The organism is Saprospiraceae bacterium (assembly GCA_016716185.1).
GTDB lineage: Bacteria > Bacteroidota > Bacteroidia > Chitinophagales > Saprospiraceae > Vicinibacter.
In genome coordinates, this window is sequence record JADJWV010000002.1 from 41,968 (window position 1) to 65,025 (window position 23,058).

Below are 23,058 nucleotides of genomic sequence, written 5' to 3' on the forward strand. Positions count from 1 at the left end.
AATGCCCTGTTTCGCGCTCAAAATAGGCTTGGATTTTATTAAAAAAATATTCGTTAGACAGCCTATAAAATGGGCAGTTTGGCCTATCTTTCGAGTTCAAAATTATTTATCAAATCTATCCAATGAAAACGAAAATTTTATTTTGTTTTTTAATGATTATAGGCCTTACAGCGAGCCCTGTCTGGAGCCAGTCAAAAAAGTCAAAATCTGTAGAATCGAAAGCTGTAAAAGATACTATTGATCCCAGTCTGTTCTCTGCGTTTCGTTTCAGAAGCCTGGGTCCGGCCATTGCCTCGGGCAGGGTGTCGGATCTGGCGATCAATCCAAAAATAACTCAGAGTATTATGTAGCCGTGGCCTCCGGTAATGTTTGGAAAACAAACAACAGAGGAATCACCTTTGAACCGGTATTCGACAATGAAGGATCTTACTCTATAGGATGCATCATTTTAGATCCTTTGAATCCCAAGGTCGTCTGGGTGGGTACCGGCGAAAACAATAACCAAAGAAGCGTGGCCTACGGGGATGGTGTTTATAAATCCGAAGACGGTGGAAAATCATGGAAAAATATGGGTTTGAAAAATTCCGAACACATCGGCCGAATCGATATCCATCCTACCAATCCGGATATCGTTTATGTAGCTGCATACGGTCCGCTTTGGACTTCGGGTGGTGAAAGGGGTATTTATAAAACAACCGACGGTGGTAAAACCTGGAAACAAGTACTAAACGTCAGCGAACATACAGGTTTTAATGAAGTGATGATCGATCCGAGAAATCCGGACATCATTTATGCCGCGGCACATCAGCGCCAAAGAAAAGTTTTTGCATACATCGGCGGTGGACCTGAATCCGCTTTGTACAAAAGTACCGATGGCGGCAACAGCTGGAATAAAATTATGAAAGGCATGCCATCTGGCGATATTGGAAGAATTGGTCTGAATTTTTTTCCCGCCAATCCCGATATCCTATACGCAGTTGTTGAAGCAGGTGAAGGAAAAGGCGGAGTATATAAAAGTATCGATCGCGGTGCGAGTTGGGAAAAAAGAAGTGGTTATTCTACTTCGGGAAATTATTACCAAAAAATTTATGTAGATCCGGTTGACGAACAAAAAGTATTTGTCATGAATACCTATATGGGTGTCAGCAGAGATGGCGGAAAAACTTTTTCTATTTTCGGAGAAAAAAGTAAACATATAGACAACCATGCATTGTGGATCGATCCGGCAAACACAGATCATACGCTGGTGGGATGCGATGGCGGATTGTACGAATCATTTGACGACGGCCAAAACTGGCATTTCAAACCGAATATTCCGGTTACGCAATTTTATAAAGTCTCCACCGACAATGCTTTTCCATTTTATCACATTCATGGAGGTACACAGGATAATTTCAGTATTGGTGGACCTTCGCGTACAACCAGCGTCAACGGTATTGTCAATTCAGATTGGTACTACACCAGTATAGGTGATGGATTTGAAACACAAGTGGATCCTACAGATCCCAATATCATTTACGCACAATCTCAATACGGCGGACTCGTCAGATACGATCGCAGATCCGGAGAGTTTTTAGATATCAAACCTACCGAAATGGAAAATGAAGCGGCATACCGATGGAATTGGGATGCACCTTTGGTGATTTCTGCATTCGATCACAAACGTTTGTATTTTGCTGCTAATAAAATCTTCAGATCCGACGATCGCGGAAATTCTTGGAAAGCCATCAGTGGCGATTTATCCAGACAGGAAGATCGCAACCAATGGAAACTCATGGGCAAGGTATGGAGTGTAGATGCCATTGCTAAAAATGGATCAACCGATATTTATGGAAATCTGACTTCACTTGCCGAAAGTAATTTGGATCAAAACTTACTTTGGGCAGGCACCGATGATGGTTTGATTTACATCTCCACCAACGGCGGAGCGCAATGGACCAAATACGACAATCTGCCCGGTGTTCCCGAACGTTCGTATGTTCACCAGATCATCGCATCGCGTCACGATAGAAACACAGCTTATGTGTGCTTCAATCATCACCGATACGGCGATTTCAAACCTTATGTATTGAAAACAACAGATGCAGGAAAAACGTGGACATCTATTCAGGGCAATTTACCGGAGCGCGGATCTGTTTATTCGATCGCAGAAGACCACATCAAAAAAGACTTGTTGTTTGTGGGGACGGAGTTTGGTGTGTTTTGTACAATCGACGGAGGAAAACAATGGATTCAGTTAAAATCAGGACTGCCCACCATTGCCGTAAGAGATATTGAAATTCAAAGACGTGAAAACGATCTGGTACTTGGAACTTTTGGAAGAGGATTTTATGTGTTGGATAACTACGACGCTCTCCGCCACATCAATAAAACTGAACTGGAAAAAGAAATGGTGCTTTTTCCTGTAAAAAATGCCTGGATGTATATTGAATCCGTGCCATTGGGTGTAAGGGGAAAGGGATTTCAGGGAGAAAGTTATTACACCGCAGAAAATTTAAAACCGGAGGCCGTATTTCGTTACTATGTGAAAGAGGGGATTAAAACAATCAAAGAGAAACGAAGAGAAAGGGAAAAAGAACTCGCAAAACAAGGTAAAGACATTCCATACCCGAGTCTTGATTCTTTGAGAATTGAAGACGAAGAAGAAGCACCGCATTTGTTGTTTACCATTAAGAATTCTTCGGGTGAAACCGTGAGAAAATTAAAAGCGCCCGCTACAAAAGGAATTCAGAAAATAAGCTGGGATCTCAGGTATGCCTCATTTGGTCCGATCGATTTTTCATCATTCGATGAATCTTTTGTTTTCAGTTCAAAGGAAAGCGGATATCTGGTAATGCCCGGAACATACACGGCAAGTCTTTCTAAATACGAGGACGGGAAATACACCGATCTGAACCAGCAACAAAAATTTGAATTGATCCCACTGAATGCTGCAACTCTGCCGGCAAGCGATAAACTTGCATTGGATGCTTTTTCCAAAAAACTGGGTGCGTTGAGAACTTGGGTGAGTACTACAGAGGCCCTTCGCAACGACCTCAATGAAAAAGTAAAGTATATCAAACAGGCATTGATAGATGCTCCGCAATTGCAAACAGAAACAGCTGGCGAATTGAGGCAGATTCAAAAAGCTTTATTGGATGTCAACAGAAGTTTAAATGGCGATGCCACACGAGCAAAGCGCGAATTCGAAACCGCACCGGCAATCAATGGCCGCGTAGGCAACCTGGTTTACGGACTTTGGTCGACAACCTCTGCACCAACAAAGACCTATGAAGATTCTTATGCAGTTGCATACAAACAAATGCAAAAAGTACAAACAGAAATACTGGATTTGGATCAACGCATCCAAAGACTCGAAGCCATTTTAGACAAAGCCGGAGTGCCTTATACACCCGGAAGAAAACCTGTTCCGCCAGGAAGATAAGAATTGCGTATACGATAAGCGTAGCGTAGTCTTCAGACTACGCGCCAGATCAGCGTCGCGTAGACTTCAAACTACGCGACAGTCAGAACTGTCTTCTATACAAAACTAATTTTCCATTGAATTCTCGGACAACCGCATAGTTTTCAAACAACCGACTTTGCATTTCTTGATTTTGATCGGATAAGCTCCACAAAATATAATCGGGATTCTTTTCTCGAATTTTATCAATTTCAAGAATGCCATCCAATTGCAAAGTTTTCCGATGCTTGTCATTCCAAAGCAGACTCGAATGAATGTATGGAGTCGGACTTTCTTTATTTAACAGGAAATAGAGAATGTGATTTGCATTTGCCGTATAGATCCGTTCATTGGATTTGACTTCCTTTTGCATGAAACTGGTGATATCCTTGAGTAGTTCTGGTTTTTGAACAAAACTTTTATGATGAAAAAACAAAATGAGCGCAATGAGTAAAGCAGTTGATGTTTTAAACAACGGCAATTTTATATGATGGCTAAAAGCTTGTCCATATCTGGTTAAAAAAATCATTCCGGCCAGCAGGCTACTTACAGGCATTAATTGTATAAAATAATGTTCAAAATACTTCCCGGGAATTATTATGATTAGCAGATCTAAAATCAACCAGAAATACAAAAACAATCTGGAAGCATGTTTTTGAAACTCATTCGAACGGGCCACTAAAAAAATGATTACAGTAACGGGAAGGAAACGCAAAAAATAATCAGCGAGGAAACGCAAAGAATCCGAAAGGCTCGTTGAAGAAGAGTAATTCCCAGTCACCCGGAATGTATAATACGTAAAAGCATCCCAGGCATTGTTTTGCAAGAAGTAATAGACAACGGTTAAAGTAACGATTAAAAAGCCAAACGCCGCATATAATAATTTTTCTTTTATTAATTTGATAACGGACTTTTCCTGAAAGGAACGAATAATTAAAAAGCAGAATAGCGCAGCAGCATCAGCCGCCGCAACATATTTGGTATGAAAGGCCAACCCGATGAAGACACCTGCGCTGATAGCAGATAGCCAGGTATTATGATAAAGTAAAAGAAAGATAGCAGCGCAATTAAAAAAATTAAAATAGATTTCCGTATTGGGACTAATTCCCCATCTGCTAAACAAAGAAACCATGAAAATATAAACTACTCCTGTGAAGATGGATGCAGTTTTGTTTTGAAGTTGTTTCATTTGAATCCGGCTCAACATGAATGCAGTCGCTGCGATAAATATACAAGCCATCAATCTGGTTGCCCATATCGTTTTTCCAAATAATTTTAGCATGGCGGCATAGATCCCAAAAATCCCAATGGGTTTGGTATCAATTACATCCTGAAGATAAATTTTCCCTTGGAGCAAAGCATCTGCAATCACCAGATACGTCGATTCATCGTGATCGATCACTAAAGGCGAAAAACTAAATACCCGCAATAGAATGGCCAGCAAGAGAAACAACACAAACGGATAACCACCTTTTTTGAAATCAACCATTCGGCCAACATTTTTTAAAACAGCTTTAAAGATAGGCGATTAGAACCTCTTCGCGTAATCTTCAGATCAGCTATGCGTAATCTTCAGACTACGACTACGTTACCCGCTATAAACGAAGTTTAAACTTAAAATCGATATTATCGAAACTGAAATTTTAGCATATTTGCAACTTTATAAACATTATGATTACTTACTTACTTTTCATTGTTGGTATTATCTTTTTACTCAAAGGCGGCGATATGCTGGTCGACGGATCATCATCCATCGCTAAAAATAAAAATATATCACCCATTGTCATAGGTTTGACTATCGTGGCTTTCGGAACTTCGGCACCCGAATTGGTAGTGAATCTGATCGCAGCATCGGGAGGCAATACAGAAATCGCTATTGGAAATGTGCTGGGCAGCAACATTGCCAACATTTTATTGATCCTGGGCATTGCTGCGAGTATATACCCGATCTCTGCAAAAAAAAATACCGTCCTGAAAGAAATTCCTTTTAGTTTACTGGCTGCAGTTTTGGTAGCCGTTACTGCAAATGATATATGGATAGACGGCCAATCGGATTCTGCTATTAGCCGTATTGATGGAATTGTTTATCTTTTGTTTTTTACAATTTTCTTGTATTATATTTTTGGAATTACAGAATCCGAAAAAGATATTTTAGAAACGGAAACTCCGGGATTCAGTAACTATAGATCAATTGTCTATGTTGTTTTAGGAATTGCAGGAATGTTCTTCGGCGGGAAATGGGTCGTTGATGGGGCAGTTAAAATGGCTGAAGCGTTCCAGGTGAGTCAAAGTCTGATTGGTTTGACTGTTGTGGCGATTAGTACATCATTACCGGAATTGGCTACATCAACGATTGCAGCTTATAAAAGGCAAACCGATATTGCTATTGGGAATGTAGTGGGATCCAATATTTTTAATGTATTCTGGATTTTGGGATTGAGTTCGCTTTTCAAACCATTGCCATTTAAAGCGACAGACAACCCGGATATATTGGTTACTATTTTTTCAAGCCTATTATTGCTGTGGTTTATGTTTACTGGCAAAAAACATACGCTGGAGCGTTGGCAGGGGTATATGTTGGTCCTATTATATGTTGCTTATCTGATATTTACCATAGCAACCAAGTCATCCTGATCTTTGTTATCCGGTTTCAATGTCCATACTTCAGTGAATTTTTGAATCAGAAATTCAGCCCTGCCATTTTCATTTTAATTATCTTGCTAATTCCAATTTTAATAAAATTCTTTGAATTCCTTCGAGTCCTCATGTTGGAAATTCCGAAATGTAATTTGTGATTTTCTTAATACATGCATTTCTCCTAAAAGTCAAAAAGCCAAAAAGCCAAAAAGTCAAAAAGTCAAAAAGTCAAAAGTCAAAAAGTCAAAAATCCCTTGTTCACTTCTCAAAATTATGCTTGAAACCAGATACCGCACTGCTGTTAACTCCAAATCGATGCGGTTTGGGTTTAACCAAATCAAGAATTTATAATTTCCAAAAACTTTAAATTGAAATCTGCATCAAGACCATAAACTAATGCAAAAAAAAAATCCGGGATGAAAAACCCCGGATCGTGCGAAACTTTGGTTATTAAACTATGCTATGGAACAAAGATAAGAAAGTCGTTTTACTTCACAATTATTTTTTGGGTCAAAACTTTTTTGCCCTGAGTTACTTTGAGAATAAAGGTACCCGTGGCATTTTCAATTTGAATTTCTTTATCATATGATCCTTCAAACTGATCTATTTTTTCTTTAAATACTTCCTTACCACTTAAATCGAGAACTTCGATAGTGGTCGGTTCTTTTTTTCCTTCAAAGTGAATTTTCATCTGGCCATTGTTTGGGTTAGGACTTCCAGTTAAAACTTCCACATTTAACGATTGTTCTTCGCTGATTTGCTCTGTCTCTGTTTTGGTTTCTTGTTTTTCGCCTGCGATATTTTCAATTTCCATGATTTCTGATTGGCCTTCTCCACCCTTCTTGAAAATGCGGATTCTCTTTTGACCATCGCCATCTTCAATTTTCATAATTTTGTTTTCGAAACATTTTTTATAATCTTCCGGCTTGCAGCAAAATACCTTGCAGGTTTTACTGGGTTTACAGATTCTGCTGGAAAGAACCTCTTCTTTTCTTTCCTGTAAAACTGCCTGAGCAGATTTAACTTTCGTTTCGCGGAGATAACTCAACTTTACTTTGTCGCCGGGTTTTTTTGAAGAAAGGGCTTGAATGACAGCCTCGACATCTTTGGTTTCTTTACCGGCAACAGCCAGGATGATGTCGCCTTCCTTCAATCCGATTTTCTCGGCAGCAGATCCTTCAAATACTTCAATGACCTGTGCTCCATTCAATCCATCTACGTTTTCAAGCTGCACACCTAAAACAGCTTTATTTGGAGAAGCAGATTTCATTTCCTCTTCCAACAATGCATGGTGCTCGGGATTTATTCTGAAAACATGCACTTCTTTCTCATTGGATGGAGAATCGCCATGTTTGCGAACCATCATTTTAATTTTTTGATCGCCACTTTTCAAGTTTTCGACGTCGATGGTTTCAAGGTCTTTGAAATTCCATTCAAAACCTTCTGTTTTCAATTCATTCAGTTCAGCTAAATTGATTGTGTCGGTGGTTTCTTTCGTAGTTTCAACTCCGTTTACATTTTCAACAGTGATTTTTTTAACGATCACTTTACTTTTCTTGGAGGTTTCAGCTTCGCTCTGTGCAAGGATACACGTTGAAGAAACTGCAATCATTAAAAGACCAAATATCCATTTTCTCATAATTAAATATTTTAATTTATTAATTAGTTTGTGTTCCTCTTTCAGCTTCCTGAGAAGTGTCCGGTAAAGTTTTTTCGGATGTATCGGTTTTTACAACGCCGGTTTTGTAAATAATCAAACTTTTACTGGATCTGGGTTGATAACTCATCCCCTGTTTGGAAATGATCCAGGCGCCATCTCCCTCGATCATCGACAAAGAATCAAGTCTTATTTCATTGGGCGTATAAATGATGATCGCGTGTCCCGATTTCTTGGAGTCTTCAGAAGTAGAAACGCGTTGAACGTTTTGTACAACAACTTCAGGTTTTTTCTTAACGGGTTCCTTCTTTATGACTTTGTGTTGGGCTGTTTTAGAAACTTCAGCAACAGTACTTCTACCTGATTTATTTACAACTTTAACTTTTGGAACCATAGAAGTATGCCTGATCAAATCCTTTTCTTCACTTGGAATGGAAATCGGGTTGGGTTCAGCTTTGTATGAAATATTGTATAACGGAATCAATTCCATTTTACCAGTAGTTTTTAAGTTTAACTCCGGATTCAAGCCCAGGAACAACAAACAACCAAGGGTTGCAAACAGACTGATCCTGCTTTCTCTGCTGGTATGTACCGATTGTATGTTTAATACGGATTCAATCCTTCTTCTCAGTTGATTTTTTTGCTTGAAAAATGGAATACTGAAAAGAGGGATGAGTCCTTTTTGTTCTTCAGCTTTCAGGATCAGTTTGGCATAAATGATTGGAGCCTTCACATATTCATTAGCGTGAGCATCGGCAAGCAGTTCCCTGTCTAGTTTAATATGACTAATGAGCATCTGTACCGCCGGATTGAAATAAAACAACAATTCGGTAAGCTGCACAAAGAAATTAATCCAATGATCTTTACTGCAGATATGCGAAATTTCATGTGCGAGTATGCATTCAATTTCTTTGGGCTGAAGTCCGTTGACCCAGGCCGTAGGAATCACAATGATCGGTTTGACCACTCCGGTTAAAAAAGCAGAGCTGATCCGGTCGCTATGCATCAGCAGAATATTTTTTTGAATATTATAATGCTCTTTTATGCGATCAAAGCGATCCAGCCATGTCGGTTGTATAACGTGTTGAGATTGATGTATGAGTTTTTTAAGAAACAAATGGCTGAGTAAAAATCGGATAGAAAAAATCACAGTACCAATCATCCAAGCGGTAAATACCCAAAAGATTATGGATGCATCCCATCCATTAGCGATTTGACCAATAAAAATTGATGAACCATCTTTTTCGCCCAGGATCAAAAACAGGAAATTCCCAAGTCCTAATACAACTACACTGAAGAGTCCCATCAGGGAACTAAGGTATTTAATTTGGGGTCCCGGTTTAAAAATGCGGTTGGCGATCCAAAGAGCAATGACGATAAAAGCGGCCTGCCAGATAGAATCAATCAGAGTATATACGATGGATTCCTGGAGGAAGTTTGGCTGGAACTTAGTAAGGGAGTTCATGCTTTAGCTTTATTTTCCATATCTTTAATAAGCTTTTTGAGATCCCGGATTTCTTCAGGGCTGGCTTTGTAATTTCCCAAAGTCTGAACGACCATCTCCATCGGCGAACCCTCAAAAACCTGATCTATCATGTTCTTTAAAAAATTTTTCTTTACATGATGCTCCTTTATGGCAGCATTATAAAGGTGTATTTTGCCGGACAACTCCCTTTCTACCAATGATTTTTCAAACATGATCTGAAGCATTTTCAGGCTGGTGGTATAACCAACCTCCTTTTTTTCATTCATCACGGCATTGACCTGTTTTACCGAACAAGGCCCCTGTTTCCACAGGATCTGGAGGATTTCCAGTTCTCCTTCTGTGGGTTTAAAATCTGGTTTAGACATAGAAATAGATTAAATCGAGTGAACAAATATGCAATCCCCACTCAAATCTACGAAGTGTTTCGTAATATTTAATATTATTTTAACGAAAATTCATTCTTGTCGTGATCTCATACCTGTCCTTGTTCAGGATCAGCATCGGTCCTTTTGTGTTTCCAACGCCGGTGCGACCACAACCAGAGCCGGGGATCGGACTGGATCGCTTTTTCCAGGCAACGGGCATATCGTTCGGTGATTTCGTGGTCTGACAACATCTCTTCCCCGTCCCAGAGCAATTCAAAACGCACTCTGTAATTAGCAAAGCTGCTTTTATATATCCAGGGAAAAACCACCGCATTGCTGTTTTTACGGGCAATGGCTTCTGTGCCATGAATGAAAGCAGTTTTTTGATTGAGAAAATAGGTCCAGTAGCAATTATCAGGACCAGGCGGACTTTGGTCGCCTATAAAGAGGCTAACATTGACTTCCCCCGACTTCCAACGATCTAATAAAAACTTATAAGCTTTAGCAGCAGGCACGCAATAGAGACCAAATCGCCTGCGAATGGAAGCGATCAATCCGTCGAAATACGCATTGCTCAGAGGGAGGTATAAACCATAAACCGGAAGATTCAGTTGAAGTGGAAACGCAGCATACCATTCCCAATTGCCCAGATGAGCTGCGTAGATGCTGACGCTTTTACCTGAATTAAACAGCTTGTGAATAAGCTCGGGATTTTCAAGCACAAACCGCTTTTTCATTCCGCTTGCCGATAATGTGGCCGCTTTTAGGGTTTCCACAATCAATTCAGAAAAATGCCGGTAAAAATCCCTGGATATTATTTTTAACTCCACTTCATTTTTCTCAGGAAATGCAGCTTTTAAATTATTTTTTACTACATTTTTTCTATAGCTGGATAAGAAAAATAGCAGGCTGTACAAGATTTCAGAAATAACTTGCAGCAACCGCAGTGGCAGACAGGAAATCAAATAAACAGGAGCATATTTGATCGGGGTGTTGCTATGCTTATTGAAATCATTCAATTTCGAAGGAGTTTTTTTTCAGAAGTTTTTAAACTACTTTCCAACATCTGATTTTATTAGTGTTCTTTTAGTCGATGTTGGAACGGTTGTTCACTTTTAATAAATTAATGTAATATTCGCGGGTTTGCTCCGCACGATCATCAATGGCTTTCCAGACTTTTTCTTTTGGAGAATAGATTTTCTCCTGCCACCATTCGGGATGTGTGAGTACCTGCAAACGTTTGTTTTCATGCCGTTCAAGCACTTCAGCCAACCTTTGATGACGCCAGTACCCGTTTGAGTCAGAACAATAAGCTACTTCTCTCTTAAAATAAGTTGAATACGTATTTATCAATCCGCTATAATGCAAGGCCTCACATTGAAGATCAAATGCAGAAGGATTGTGAAACGAAAATGTATCAATATTTACATGAAAAAGATCCTGAAGAAAGTTGATTTCCAATGCTAAATATTTTTCCAGTTGATCTGTGTTCTGTATCCCGTAATAACTGCTGTCGAAGTGCAGTTGGATGGAATGTCCCAGTTCGATTATTTTAAAAATGAGTTCTGTATTGCTTTTTTCCAGCAGGTTGTAAAATTCCGAATGCAACAATAAAAAATATTGGGCCTTAATTCCTAGTTGGTGTTCGATTTTAGCAAGCTGGTACGCCGAAGGAATTGACATGTCCAGATCGTGTCGCCAGACCACGAAATGATCGCTATGGAGGCATGAAGAATAATTTAGAAAGGGATAATAACTTTTTGCCTGAATCAATAATTTTTCATAAGCTACAAGCGTAAAATCTGAGAAATGATATTTCGTAGAATTGTCAGTGAGCATATCCTCCATTCGGGCTTAAAGATAATAAGGAATGTTATAGGCACTATAATGTTCCTTTCCTCTTCCACATTTTTGTTGGGAAGAACACAAGATTAGTTTATGCTTTTGATTCAATGTGAATTCCCGCAATTTTATCGTACATACTTTGCTGTCCTTTATTCAGGATCAGGCTGAGAAAATAGATGAACACCAAAATTTGGGGCATAATAAGAAAAAACCAGACCCAGGCAGGCGTGGTTTCTCCAATTCGATGGTGGTACATCAATCCATGTACTCCTGTATGAGCCAACTCCCATGGCAGATACTTAAGTAAATTCCTTATAAAAATAGATTGTTTTCTGTCCGGTGATTCAGAAATAACTACGAGTTTGCATAATTTTTTGCCTGGAGTTGCTTTCCATTCACTAAGTTCCGCTATGCAGGAAAATAAAAATACGGGCAGGGTAAGCGTTAAAAATCCGATTATTTGTGCGAAGATTGGATTTAATAACTCTTCATCAGGATTATCGGCAATGAAAATTTTACTTATTCCAAATAGAATAAATGCATAAACGATAATGAGGAGCAGATCTGCAATACTGGCAATAATCCGGGCTAAGAGAATATTTGAAGTCATTGATTTAATGATAAGGCGATGAAATTATTTATATTAAAATAAATTATAAGTTTTATAAGAATTCAATAAAAGAATCTTGCATTTACTTTTTCCTGGTTTTCTGTTTAAATTTACTTTCATACAATTCAATCCATTGTTTAGCACTCATCTTTTTCATCAATTGCCCGATCAGTTTATAGGGAATTTCATCCAGCTTTTTAAAACGGATACAACTTTTTCCCATATCCAGTTTTTGTTTGCTGTGTTTGGGGTACTCAGTCACAAACCAGTTCAATAATTCAGGATCCGAGTAAATTCCCATGTGGTAAAAGTTGATGGAGTCTTTTTGCGAAGCAAGTCCTGCAAAAGGCAGGGGCTCGCTGGGTTTGCAATGGTAACCTGCGGGATATATAGAATGTGGAACGACATAACCTAATCCACCATAGCTGATACCAGCCTCAAATCCTTTGGGCAGGTTTTTTAAAATCACTTCGTGCAATTTATTAAATGCTTCGAAACGCTCCTCAGGTACGTTGAGCAGAATCTCATTTACAGTTTTTCCATTGGCTTTCATTTGGTATAAGTTTTATTTAGGCTTCATTTCAAATGTTTAAACATGATTTGTGTAATTCATTTAAATACAGTCTTGATTTACAAAATTGAGCAAATTAATTTTAAAAGAAAATTCCAAATCAATTTTTTTGAATTTATTGAGATCCCAAGCCCGAACCTGATTTATTTGTTAAAATTTCATTTTACTACGCGTTTAAACCATTCCAAAAATTCAATCTCGTCTACGATGGACCATGAATGCGGATGGCGCTGTCCATTCGAGCGATAACCTGTTTTAAAAGATTGCATGAATTCAGCTCGGGTATTGCCCATGAGTACCAAACGATTGATGAGTTCAGCAGTTACTTCGTAATTTGAATTATGTACCGTTTGATTTCTGTTTTTGATTCGCCAGGCAATATCGACGTCGTGGTAAGTCCGGACCGCCATTTTTTTTAGCCAACGTTCGTTCTCACCGTATTCTTTATTCATACTAAAAGCTGTTAATTTCGAGTACAACTTGACATTTTCTCTGGGAATGCCGTATTCTTTTTTAATATCTGCCATTGCTCGGACTGCTTCTTCGACTGCAATCTCAGAATAATTGTTTTCCGCAGTTTCTTCCAGTTGATCGTAAATTGTAAATATGTCAATGGGAGAATCCACGGTAAATATCGCCTTCGGTTGAATAGGAAATTGTCCGGGAAATTCATTACATAATTCGACATACCTCAAAGCGATCATTCCTCCGGCTGAGTAGCCACCCAATACAAACGTATTTCTGGCTGGCTTATACCGGCTGTTTACATCAGTGAAAATTCGACTGAGTTTAGCCTGGATGATGGAGTCTGCATACAATTTGTTTCCGGCAGCAATAAAGATGGTCAGAATATTGTTTTCTTTTGCCAGCCGGTGGAGTCTTGTTTCTGGCGGACTATCTTCTGCACGTTGCCCGTAACCTGCAATTAAAACCAAAACGCCGTCAATTTTACCTGAGCGGGGTTCGACAGCAAGATAATAGCCACTGTAAAAATCTGATTCATCAAGCATAATCTTCTTCAGCCCTTGCCCTTGAACCCGATATCCTATAAAGTACAAAGCAGTGAAGCAAATAAGGAATTTAATGATTTGCATTCATGGGATAGTTAAGGTGTACATTTATTCAATTAAACTTATTTTCTTTTCAAGTATTTTACCAAAATATATAATTAACATAAGAGGAATTAATGATTTTGAATCAGAATGAGTAACACAAAAATTTAAATTTAATATGTATAGAATTATTAAAGTCAAACGCTTTGATGCACCTTCTTCAATGAATAAACCATGAATCCACTTGAGATATTTTACTTTTCAACTTTCAGTTTAAGATTTTCGAGACCTTCGAATTCTACTCCCAAGCCATGATCCATAGGCCTTACGCCTTCAGCCTTAATCCTTCACCCTCATTTAATTCTTCCAACCTATCCAGCCATCCATCCAACAGTTCGAAATCGAAGATGCCTGTCTGACTTTCAGAACCGGGATGGATCACAAATCCGCAAATCGCATCGTGCACCGGTGGATGCTCATGGAGATCCGATTCTAAAAAAACATTTTCTTCGTCTGAAAGTGGCAACGCAACAACATTGTTAATGTGATACAGCACGGAATCCTTATTTGGACTTTCAGAATTTCCGGTATCGTCAATTGTCGAACTTCCTTCATAAAAGATGCTTTCCCAGGCATGGCAGTAGCCATCGAGATTTTCAAAGACTGTTCGGTCCTCCGGATGTTTGCAAATTCCAATCAACTTTGGTCCCTCGAGCCATTCCCGAAATTGCCCGATGAGCTGTTGCGTCTTTCCGGATTGCTCAGCGTCCAGTTCAATACCGATAAAATCCACTTCGCGGGCAGCGAGATAACGGCCGATGGTAAGGTCCCTGACCGGATACGCAAAAACTTTATATCGTCTCGACAGATTCATCAAATAAATTTAGTTGTGCATGCTTAAAAGTAAAGCTCTTGCGGTGAAAATCACTCAATCCGAATTGAACGATGGCTTTCCGATGCAATTCGGTTGGATATCCTTTGTTTTGATTCCAGCCATAAACAGGAAATAGATGGTGTATGCTTTCCATATAAGCATCCCTGTGGGTCTTGGCTAAAATGGATGCGGCAGCGATACTCTGAAACCGGGCATCGCCCTTTACGAAGCATTGTTGTTCGAGAGGGAGTCCCGGAATATTCATATGCCCGTCGACCAGGACAAATACCGGAGTTTGGCTGAGTCTTAACACAGCCTGAGCCATAGCACTCAAAGAAGCCTTCAAAATATTGATGCGGTCTATTTCTCCGGCATCCATGGCCACAACAGCCCAACATGCGGCCTTTTCTTCAATTTCTTTCCGGAGTTTTTGGCGTGCGGTTTTACTTAATTTTTTGCTGTCGTTTAATCCGTCAATGGGGTGCTCGGGGTCCAGCATTACCGCTGCCGCATAAACCGGCCCGGCCAAACAGCCTCTCCCCGCTTCATCGCATCCGGCTTCATATAAAATATTTTTATAATATGTTAGCAATTTCGGCGCCAATTTTGCTTATTATTTTATAGTTTTGCACGTCGCAAAGTAAGAAAATATGCGTTGTTGGTTAATCCCTGTCCTGATCCTGTTTTTTATTGATTTTAATTCTCCTGCAGCCCAAACCAAGTGGCAGGCTGCTACGGTTTTACTCGAAGGTAAACCCTTAAGCACTCTTCTGGCTACAGGAGTTGCTTTTGATCACGGTCACTACCACCCGGGCGAATCGTTTAGCGGCGATTTTACCGAACAGGAACTTGAAAAAATCCGTCAGGCAGGTTTCCGGATTGAAAAAAAGCATTACCACAGCCTGCAATCGCGCAATGCTCCCAATCAGTGTGGGGATCCGGAAGAAAAAGAACCGGAATACATCCTGCCTACGAATTATCCATATGGCTCTATGAACGGGTATCCAACCCTCCGCGAAATTTACGAATCACTCGAACTGATGGAGGCTCTTTATCCCAATCTCATAACCGTCCGTCAAATCATAGGCGATTTCAGGACGTTTGAAGGAAACAGGATTTATTACGTTAAAATTTCCGACAATCCTTATATGGACGAAGCGGAACCCGAAGTCCTGTACACGGCCCTGCACCATGCCCGTGAACCGGCCGGAATGAGCCAGATGCTCTATTTCATGTGGTATTTGCTCGAAAATTACAACCGCGATGCGTCTGTGAGAACGCTGGTCAACGAACGCGAGCTGTTTTTTATACCTTGCGTGAATCCCGATGGTTATCTGTACAACGAAGAAACAGAACCAACTGGTGGGGGGTTCTGGAGAAAAAATCGAAATCCCAATCTCGACGATATAGGTACCGACCTCAACCGGAACTATGGTTATGGTTGGGCTTACAACAACTCGGGCTCGAGCCCTTCAGGTACCTCCGATGTTTTCAGGGGCGATGTTGCTTTTTCTGAGGTAGAAACACAGGCCGTCAAGTTTTTCTGCGAAAATCGGGATATTTCTATAGCTTTAAATTACCACAGTCACGGCAATCTGCTCATCATTCCCTGGGGTTACCTCAACCAGCCTACTGAAGATTCACTGCTCTATTACGAGATGGCAAAGGACATGACGCGGTACAATAAATTTCAGGTAGGCACTTCCAACGAAACACTTAATTATTCGGTAAATGGTGTATCCGATGACTGGATGTATGGAGAGCGCAGTTCAAAAAAGAAAATATTAGCGTTCACGCCTGAAGTGGGTTACGCATTCTGGCCTAACAGAATAGATATATATGCCATCAATCATTCGGCGCAATACATGAATTTCATGGCAGCCTGGAATGCCGGTAGCGCAGCACATGTACACGAAACCAGTTCTGTTTCCGTATCTGGAGATACCGCCTATTTGCAACTGGAAGTCAGTCGCACCGGGATCCAACAAAACACCATCACTTTGGAATTGACGGCTTCAATTCCGGAGATCACATTTTTAGAAAACGATATTCAATTTCAAATCGGACCTGGCGAAACGATCAAAAAGCAAATCGCTTACGTTTTTAGTTCAAAACCCAAAAAAGGAGATTCAATCGATTTTCAGGTTAGACTGACCACCGGTTCTTTTACTGAATCCATTTCCAAAAAGAAAATTTATATCGGCAATTCAAATTGGTCTGAAAATTTTGAAGATTTAAACCGCTGGTACCATAGAGGCGATCAGGGTTGGTTGCTTACTACCGAAACTTTCTACACGGCTCCATATTCGCTGACGGATAGTCCGAATGCGCCGATGGATCCCAATATTCTAAAAATCCAGCAATACACAAATACCATTGATCTATCCAATGCCAATTATGCTTTTCTGAGATTTAAAGGGAAATGGCAAATGGATAATGAAACTGATTTTGCTCAGATCAAAGTATCCGACAATGGTCAGCATTTTGAAGCTTTATGCGGTTATTATACCGTCAATGGAACTTTGTCACAGGCATTCGACGAACCCGTATATTGCGGCGTTCAAAATGATTGGGTAACAGAATGGATCGATCTGAGTGCCTATCTTGGAAAACAAATCCAGTTGCAATGTTATATGTCCTCCGGTCAGAATCTCGACCTCAACGATGGAATTTATCTGGATGATTTCGAAATTTATACGGACATCGCAACAAAAGGAGAAGAGCTTGAAGGAAATTGGAATTCTATGATTTACCCACAGCCAAACCGGGGTATATTTACTTTACAAATCGACAGCGATTTGGATTTAGCGACCACTAAATTTATCATGACAGGTAATTCCGGAATCAGTACAGAACTGCATCCCACTTCAGATAAAGCTCAATTAAGATTTCAAATTTCTGATTTCAATGCTGGAATCTATATTTTGTCTGTAATCCCAAAGAAAGGTGTGCCCAGGCAGCACAAGATCGTAATACACTGATATGGATTTAAGTTTTTTAAATAGGCTTCAGCTGCTTTCTGATAATCACGGCAGCTGGTGTGGCTCTGCTTCATTTCCTTCTACAGAACAAATCGCTTCCCGTTCGCCTGTAAATGGTCTGCTCATCGGCAAGGTTGGAGTGACCGGAAGAGAACATTACGACGAAATTGTTCAACAAGCCATTCAGGCACAAAAAATCTGGCAGTCAGTTCCTGCTCCCAAAAGAGGAGAGATTGTCCGGCAATTTGGCGATGCCTTAAGTCATTATAAAAATGAACTGGGGCAACTGGTTTCCTATGAAATGGGAAAAAGTCTTCAGGAGGGTCTCGGGGAAGTCCAGGAGATGATCGACATCTGTTATTTTGCAACGGGACTTTCAAGGCAGCTATATGGATTGAGTATGCACTCAGAAAGGCCTAAACATCGCATGTACGAGCAATGGCATCCCCTGGGTTTGGTAGGCGTGATTTCAGCTTTTAATTTTCCGGTTGCAGTATGGTCCTGGAATGCCGCACTGGCCTGGGTGTGTGGTAATGCGGTGATCTGGAAGCCTTCCGAAAAAACACCGCTCTGCAGCATAGCCTGCCAAAACATTATTCAACAGGTATTTGCACAAAACGGCGTTCCCGACGGAATTTCTTGTATCGTCAATGGAGATTATCGGGTTGGAGAATATTTAAGCGAGGATTCGAGAATTCCATTGGTTTCTGCTACCGGTTCTGTCCGTATGGGCAAAATTGTAGGGAAAGCGGTTGCATCCCGGCTGGGTAAAAGCATACTCGAACTTGGAGGCAACAATGCCATCATTGTTTGTCCAAGTGCAGATTTGAAAATGGTATTGACAGCAGCCGTATTCGGTGCCGTAGGGACAGCCGGACAGCGATGTACAACAACCAGAAGATTGATAGTACACGAAAGTATTTATAGCACGGTAAGACAAAAACTGATCGAAGCTTATTCACAGTTGAAAATCGGAAATCCTCTCCAAACTGAAAATCACATGGGGCCATTGATCGACGAACAGGCCGTTGAAAATTACCTCAATACTTTGAAAGAAATTGAACTGCAGGGAGGAAAATTCGCAGTACCCGGGGAAGTGCTTACCGATCCCGAATACATCAGCAAGTGTTATGTAAGGCCTTGTATTGCAGAGATCGATCACCAGGCGAGTATCGTTCACCACGAAACCTTTGCTCCCATCTTATACCTGATCCCTTATCGCACACTCGATGAAGCCATAGCCATCCAAAACGAAGTTCCTCAGGGGCTTTCTTCCTCGATCATGACGCAAAATCTTCAGGAAGCCGAATACTTTTTATCGCAATTGGGATCCGACTGCGGCATTGCCAATGTCAACATCGGCACCAGCGGAGCGGAGATCGGTGGTGCGTTTGGGGGCGAAAAAGAAACCGGTGGAGGACGCGAAAGCGGTTCCGATGCCTGGAAAGCATACATGCGCAGACAAACCAATACCATCAACTATTCATCGGATCTGCCTTTGGCACAAGGCATTCAATTCAACTTATAAACTAACAGTTGTTAGTAAATTTTTAAAATGATGTCTGAATTTAAAAAATCTTTATTTAAATATTTACAAAAATATTTATAGAATTATGTAAAAAAATGTATTTTTGGTGAAATCTTGGACTGTAAATGAATGAAATTATTTTTTTAATTGAAGAATCTTTGGAAGGTGGATATGAAGCTCGTGCTTTAGGGTATTCAATTTTTACACAAGCTGAGTCCATTGAAGATTTACATGAAAAAGTCAGGGATGCAATCCAATGCCATTTTGAAAATGGAGATACTCCTTCAATTATCCGGTTGCATTACGTAAAGGAAGAAATATTGTCCTATGAAGTTACCTAGGGATATATCTGCTGAAGACCTGATTAGACTTTTAAGGAAATTAGGCTACGAAATAACAAGACAGACCGGAAGCCATATCAGACTAAGTTGTAACCTCGAAAATTTCCAGTATCACATAACGATTCCAAATCATGACCCTATTAAAATAGGAACGTTAAATTCTATTTTGAATACAATTTCAGTTCAAATGAATGTAAGCAAGGAGAAATTAATCGAGATGCTTTAAATTTTTTAATTTATTCCTTGATTTCTTGAAATTTTGTATAAAAATGGGTTAAAATATAAAGTGTAAAATATGCCCACTTTGAATACAGATAATATATCTTCAATTTGATCAGTAATTCATCCTAATTAAGGCTTCAATAAAATAGATGATCCCACCTTAAACAAGCTAAACTTACCTTTGTTAGCGTTAAATAACAGATTCAGCAACATGAAATATCTTGTACTCCCATTACTTTTCCTGATTTCAGCCATCCAGGCTCAGGATCCGCGCCTGGCTCAGGAATATTTCAACAATGGCGAATTTGAAAAAGCTGCATCCCTCTATCAGGAAATGTTGAAGAAAAATCCGGCAAATCCGGGTTTTTTCGAAAAATATTTCGAATGCATTCTTGCCCTTAAAAAATATGACGATGCTGAAGAAATTCTGAATAAGGAAATCCGTAAACGGCCCAAAGAAGCCTTACTTCATGTTTTCTATGGCAATTTGTGGACCTATAAAAATGAAGTCAAAAAAGCCGAGCAACAATACCTTTTAGCTGTAGAAAAAACGCCATCAGATGTAATGGGTGTACATAAATTGGGCAATGCTTTGATTCAGCTCACGCGTTATGATCTGGCCATTCAGGTTTATGAAAAAGGGGAAAAGAATATCAAACCGCAAACGAGGTTCACCTACAACCTGGCCGATCTGTACAGAAGGAAAGGCGATTATTCTAAAATGATCCTGTATTACCTGAACGGGGTTGAGGAAAAAACGGTTCAACTCATCAATGTCCAAAGCATCATTGTGGCGTATTTCTCTGAGGAAGAATACCGCGAACTTCAGGCTCAACTATACGAACGCATCGAAGCTAAACCAGAAATTCCGGAATTTTCAGAATTGCTCATGTGGTCTTATGTTCAGTTGAAAGATTACCAGGGAGCCATGCAACAAGCCAAGGCGCTGGACCGGCAGTTCAACGAAAATGGAAATCGGGTTTTTCAATTGGCCATGACAGCCTACCTCGATAACGATTATCATACCGCAATTTCAGGTTTCTCTTACGTTCGCGACAAAGGGCCTTCGAATTCATTTTACCATGAATCTTACAGACAACTTTTGGTTTCACGGCGCAATTTGATCGTCGAAAAAAAGGACTATTCAAACACTGACCTGATTCAATTGGAATCCGATTATCAAAAATATCTGGCGGATTTTGGAAGGAATTATTTGTCTGCTCCTCTGATCATTGAATTTGCCGAACTGGAAGCCAGATATCTGGGAAAAGTAAGGGAAGCCATCATGCTCCTGGAAGATTTGATTAAACTCAGTTATGTCGATAATCATATCAAATCCAAAGCCAAACTCAATCTGGCAGATTATTATTTAATCATTGGAGAAAGATGGGAAGCAACCTTATTGTATTCTCAGGTGGATAAAGATTTTACTGAAGATGAACTCGGAGAAATGGCACGTTTTAAAAATGCACGGCTCTCCTATTTTGCAGGCGACTTTCAATGGGCGCAGGAACAATTTGACATTTTAAAAAATGCAACCAGCAGACTGATCTCAAACGATGCAATCGATCTCTCGGTTTTTATTCTCGACAATCTGAACCAGGACTCAACAGGTGAAATACTTTTGAAATACGCTTCAGCAGAATTAAAATTATTCCAGAATCAGTACGATTCGGCACTGTGGATACTCGACAACATCTCGTTTACGGATCCTGAAGTAGTTTTCCTGGAAGACGACGTGTGGTATCTCCAGGCTAAAATTTATCAGCAGCAGCAACGTCTGGATGAAGCCATTGAAAAATATCAGAAGATCCTCGATAAACATCCGGAAGAGATCAGAGCCGACAATGCCTTATGGGAAATGGCTAAAATATACGATCAGCATTTAAATAACACAGCTAAAGCCATGGAGCTCTACGAAAAATTGTTTATTGATTTTAGCAACAGCGTACAGGCCGTGGAAGCCAGAAAACGATACAGACAACTCAGAGGCGATAAACTTCAATAAATTGCTACTGAGCTTAAGGGGGGGGGGAAAATTTGGGGGGGGGGTGGGTAGGGAGGAATTTTTTTTTTTTTAAAAAAAAAAAAATTTTTTTTTTTGTTTGGGAAGAGGGAAAAAATTTGGGGGGTCTTTTTTTTTTTTTGGGGGAAAAAAAAAAAAAAATAATATATATTTGGGGGGGGGGGGTTGGTGTTTCCCCCCCCCCCTGTGTGGGGGGGGGGGGCGGCCGCGGGGGGGGGGGTGTGGGTTGGGTCTCGAAAAAAAAAAAAAAAAAAAAAGGTGGGGGGGGGGGGGAGGTTTATTTTTTGTTTTTTTTTTTGTGTTTTTTTTTTTTTTTTTTTTTTTGGGGGGGTTTTTTCCCCCATTAAGGGGGGGGGGAACCGGGGGGGGGGGGGGGGGGGGGGGGGGGTTTTTGGGTTTTGAAAAAAAAAAAAAGTTTTTGATTTGATCCCTTTAAAATTCCAAACGGAATTTATCGCTTAAATAGAGTACCCAAAAGTTTTCCAAACAATCCTCCACCACTGCTTTGATTTGCGGCAGGTTGACCGCCACTCAAAACTCCTCCGATTACATTTCCTAAAAGGTCTCCAAAGGCACCTCCCTGGGCAGATTGTGCAGAGCCCATGAGAATGCTGGCAAGATCGATGATCTGTCCGGCTCCACCCGAGGGCGCAGCTTGTGCTTGTGGGGCATTACCCCCGGAGCGTAATAATTTACCCAAAACCGACATGACAACAGGTGCCAATATGGGCATCAGTTTCATGATCTGCGATAAATCCAATCCTGATTTCTGACTGATGTTTTGAGCGACTGCTTCCTGTTTATTGCCAAGAATATGGCCTAAAATTCCCATACCATTGGCCTGATTGCCGCTTGCGGTTCCCGACATCATACCACCAACAAAACCCATGATATCGTCCAGCGAACTGCCATCGTGGTCGCGGTCCAAAGCGCTAAGAAGGGAGTTCAACCCGGTTCCCGAAGAAGTATTGTTTGCCAATCCACCCACCAGGGCAGTAAAAATTCCTTGGGTAGCGGTTGCAGTCTGGTCTTCAGAAGCTCCAATCTGCTGACTGATTTGGCCAAGAACCTGATTATTCATCTGGTCCTGCAGCATTTTCATGAGGTCCATATTTCTTTTTTTAAAATTAAGGTACAAAGGAACACAATTGCAAACAGATTTCCTAATGCTTATGTCTTGCTTAAATGAACAGGAATGTTCTGCCTTCTAAATTATTTTTTTCTGAAATTTAAACTTTCTGAAATTAATAAACTAACGTTCGTTAGTAATTATTCTGACTTTAAATACAAATCAAATAAAAAAACCTCCCAGCCTCCCAGCCTATATGCCTACATGCCTCCAAGCCAAGCCTCCAAGCCTCCAAGCCTACATGCCTCCCAGCCTCCCAGCCTCCCAGCCTCCCAGCCTCCATGCCTCCAAG

Annotated in this window: 18 protein-coding genes and 1 pseudogene; 7 read left to right on the forward strand and 12 right to left on the reverse strand. The window is 40.3% G+C overall.

Features of this window, described 5'->3' with window-relative positions; all coding sequences use genetic code 11:
* The first annotated feature begins 122 nt into the window (after positions 1–122).
* Positions 123–3,424, forward strand: a pseudogene (locus tag IPM34_02130) (glycosyl hydrolase).
* 82 nt (positions 3,425–3,506) lie between these two features.
* Here IPM34_02130 and IPM34_02135 read toward each other — a convergent pair.
* Positions 3,507–4,931 (reverse strand): glycosyltransferase family 39 protein, encoded by a 1,425-nt coding sequence (locus IPM34_02135; protein ID MBK8954337.1) that lies wholly within the window; start codon positions 4,929–4,931, stop codon positions 3,507–3,509.
* 182 nt (positions 4,932–5,113) lie between these two features.
* Here IPM34_02135 and IPM34_02140 point away from each other — a divergent pair, with 182 nt between their 5' ends.
* Positions 5,114–6,076: a calcium/sodium antiporter gene (locus IPM34_02140; protein ID MBK8954338.1), complete on the forward strand. Its 963-nt coding sequence runs from the start codon at positions 5,114–5,116 to the stop codon at positions 6,074–6,076.
* Positions 6,077–6,566: 490 nt separating this feature from the next.
* On the opposite strand, the gene IPM34_02145 is transcribed toward IPM34_02140, so the two are convergent.
* From IPM34_02145 to IPM34_02190, 10 genes are all read right to left on the reverse strand, one after another.
* Positions 6,567–7,718, reverse strand: a complete 1,152-nt coding sequence (locus tag IPM34_02145; protein ID MBK8954339.1) for a PDZ domain-containing protein — start codon at positions 7,716–7,718, stop codon at positions 6,567–6,569.
* A gap of 19 nt (positions 7,719–7,737) precedes the next feature.
* Positions 7,738–9,201: a M48 family metalloprotease gene (locus IPM34_02150; GenBank protein MBK8954340.1), complete on the reverse strand. Its 1,464-nt coding sequence runs from the start codon at positions 9,199–9,201 to the stop codon at positions 7,738–7,740.
* The gene (locus IPM34_02155; GenBank protein MBK8954341.1) at positions 9,198–9,587 is read right to left on the reverse strand and encodes a BlaI/MecI/CopY family transcriptional regulator; all 390 of its coding nucleotides are present in this window, start codon (positions 9,585–9,587) and stop codon (positions 9,198–9,200) included. The genes IPM34_02150 and IPM34_02155 overlap by 4 nt, the downstream gene beginning before the upstream one ends.
* Before the next feature lie 107 nt (positions 9,588–9,694).
* Positions 9,695–10,606, reverse strand: a complete 912-nt coding sequence (locus IPM34_02160; protein MBK8954342.1) for a lysophospholipid acyltransferase family protein — start codon at positions 10,604–10,606, stop codon at positions 9,695–9,697.
* A 67-nt stretch (positions 10,607–10,673) separates the two neighbouring features.
* Positions 10,674–11,426, reverse strand: coding sequence for a hypothetical protein (locus tag IPM34_02165; GenBank protein ID MBK8954343.1), 753 nt, complete (start codon positions 11,424–11,426; stop codon positions 10,674–10,676).
* Between the two features lie 97 nt (positions 11,427–11,523).
* Positions 11,524–12,042: an RDD family protein gene (locus tag IPM34_02170; GenBank protein MBK8954344.1), complete on the reverse strand. Its 519-nt coding sequence runs from the start codon at positions 12,040–12,042 to the stop codon at positions 11,524–11,526.
* Between the two features lie 82 nt (positions 12,043–12,124).
* On the reverse strand, positions 12,125–12,595 hold the full coding sequence (locus IPM34_02175; protein MBK8954345.1) for a DUF1801 domain-containing protein: 471 nt from the start codon (positions 12,593–12,595) through the stop codon (positions 12,125–12,127).
* Between the two features lie 176 nt (positions 12,596–12,771).
* On the reverse strand, positions 12,772–13,707 hold the full coding sequence (locus IPM34_02180) for a hypothetical protein (GenBank protein MBK8954346.1): 936 nt from the start codon (positions 13,705–13,707) through the stop codon (positions 12,772–12,774).
* Positions 13,708–13,990: 283 nt separating this feature from the next.
* Positions 13,991–14,539 carry a hypothetical protein gene (locus tag IPM34_02185; GenBank protein ID MBK8954347.1) on the reverse strand — a complete coding sequence of 183 codons (549 nt, stop codon included), beginning with the start codon at positions 14,537–14,539 and terminating at the stop codon, positions 13,991–13,993.
* A complete protein-coding gene (locus IPM34_02190; GenBank protein ID MBK8954348.1) occupies positions 14,517–15,131 on the reverse strand; it encodes a ribonuclease HII in 615 nt (204 codons plus the stop codon). Before IPM34_02190 ends, IPM34_02185 begins: the two co-directional genes overlap by 23 nt.
* Before the next feature lie 58 nt (positions 15,132–15,189).
* On the opposite strand from IPM34_02190, the gene IPM34_02195 reads away from it, so the two are divergent.
* The 5 genes from IPM34_02195 to IPM34_02215 all read left to right on the forward strand — a co-directional run bounded on the left by IPM34_02195 (position 15,190) and on the right by IPM34_02215 (position 21,619).
* Positions 15,190–17,520 carry an immune inhibitor A gene (locus IPM34_02195; protein ID MBK8954349.1) on the forward strand — a complete coding sequence of 777 codons (2,331 nt, stop codon included), beginning with the start codon at positions 15,190–15,192 and terminating at the stop codon, positions 17,518–17,520.
* Position 17,521: 1 nt separating this feature from the next.
* Entirely contained in the window at positions 17,522–19,048 is a 1,527-nt protein-coding gene (locus IPM34_02200; GenBank protein ID MBK8954350.1) for an aldehyde dehydrogenase family protein, read from the forward strand.
* A gap of 125 nt (positions 19,049–19,173) precedes the next feature.
* On the forward strand, positions 19,174–19,389 hold the full coding sequence (locus IPM34_02205) for a 2-oxoisovalerate dehydrogenase (protein MBK8954351.1): 216 nt from the start codon (positions 19,174–19,176) through the stop codon (positions 19,387–19,389).
* Positions 19,376–19,615, forward strand: coding sequence for a type II toxin-antitoxin system HicA family toxin (locus IPM34_02210; protein MBK8954352.1), 240 nt, complete (start codon positions 19,376–19,378; stop codon positions 19,613–19,615). Before IPM34_02205 ends, IPM34_02210 begins: the two co-directional genes overlap by 14 nt.
* A gap of 207 nt (positions 19,616–19,822) precedes the next feature.
* The gene (locus IPM34_02215; GenBank protein ID MBK8954353.1) at positions 19,823–21,619 is read left to right on the forward strand and encodes a tetratricopeptide repeat protein; all 1,797 of its coding nucleotides are present in this window, start codon (positions 19,823–19,825) and stop codon (positions 21,617–21,619) included.
* A gap of 469 nt (positions 21,620–22,088) precedes the next feature.
* On the opposite strand, the gene IPM34_02220 is transcribed toward IPM34_02215, so the two are convergent.
* Complete coding sequence (locus IPM34_02220; GenBank protein ID MBK8954354.1) at positions 22,089–22,748, reverse strand: DUF937 domain-containing protein; 660 nt, start codon at positions 22,746–22,748, stop codon at positions 22,089–22,091.
* Positions 22,749–23,058: the final 310 nt, after the last annotated feature.

Bases quoted from the DNA above. Each gene is read 5' to 3' on its own strand.
- IPM34_02150 (MBK8954340.1), bottom strand. From the start codon at position 9,201: ATGAACTCCCTTACTAAGTTCCAGCCAAACTTCCTCCAGGAATCCATC.
- IPM34_02135 (MBK8954337.1), bottom strand. From the start codon at position 4,931: ATGGTTGATTTCAAAAAAGGTGGTTATCCGTTTGTGTTGTTTCTCTTG.
- IPM34_02155 (MBK8954341.1), bottom strand. From the start codon at position 9,587: ATGTCTAAACCAGATTTTAAACCCACAGAAGGAGAACTGGAAATCCTC.
- IPM34_02205 (MBK8954351.1), top strand. From the start codon at position 19,174: ATGAATGAAATTATTTTTTTAATTGAAGAATCTTTGGAAGGTGGATAT.
- IPM34_02195 (MBK8954349.1), top strand. From the start codon at position 15,190: ATGCGTTGTTGGTTAATCCCTGTCCTGATCCTGTTTTTTATTGATTTT.
- IPM34_02180 (MBK8954346.1), bottom strand. From the start codon at position 13,707: ATGCAAATCATTAAATTCCTTATTTGCTTCACTGCTTTGTACTTTATA.
- IPM34_02170 (MBK8954344.1), bottom strand. From the start codon at position 12,042: ATGACTTCAAATATTCTCTTAGCCCGGATTATTGCCAGTATTGCAGAT.
- IPM34_02210 (MBK8954352.1), top strand. From the start codon at position 19,376: ATGAAGTTACCTAGGGATATATCTGCTGAAGACCTGATTAGACTTTTA.
- IPM34_02140 (MBK8954338.1), top strand. From the start codon at position 5,114: ATGATTACTTACTTACTTTTCATTGTTGGTATTATCTTTTTACTCAAA.
- IPM34_02185 (MBK8954347.1), bottom strand. From the start codon at position 14,539: ATGAATCTGTCGAGACGATATAAAGTTTTTGCGTATCCGGTCAGGGAC.
- IPM34_02175 (MBK8954345.1), bottom strand. From the start codon at position 12,595: ATGAAAGCCAATGGAAAAACTGTAAATGAGATTCTGCTCAACGTACCT.
- IPM34_02200 (MBK8954350.1), top strand. From the start codon at position 17,522: ATGGATTTAAGTTTTTTAAATAGGCTTCAGCTGCTTTCTGATAATCAC.
- IPM34_02165 (MBK8954343.1), bottom strand. From the start codon at position 11,426: ATGCTCACTGACAATTCTACGAAATATCATTTCTCAGATTTTACGCTT.
- IPM34_02220 (MBK8954354.1), bottom strand. From the start codon at position 22,748: ATGGACCTCATGAAAATGCTGCAGGACCAGATGAATAATCAGGTTCTT.
- IPM34_02145 (MBK8954339.1), bottom strand. From the start codon at position 7,718: ATGAGAAAATGGATATTTGGTCTTTTAATGATTGCAGTTTCTTCAACG.
- IPM34_02215 (MBK8954353.1), top strand. From the start codon at position 19,823: ATGAAATATCTTGTACTCCCATTACTTTTCCTGATTTCAGCCATCCAG.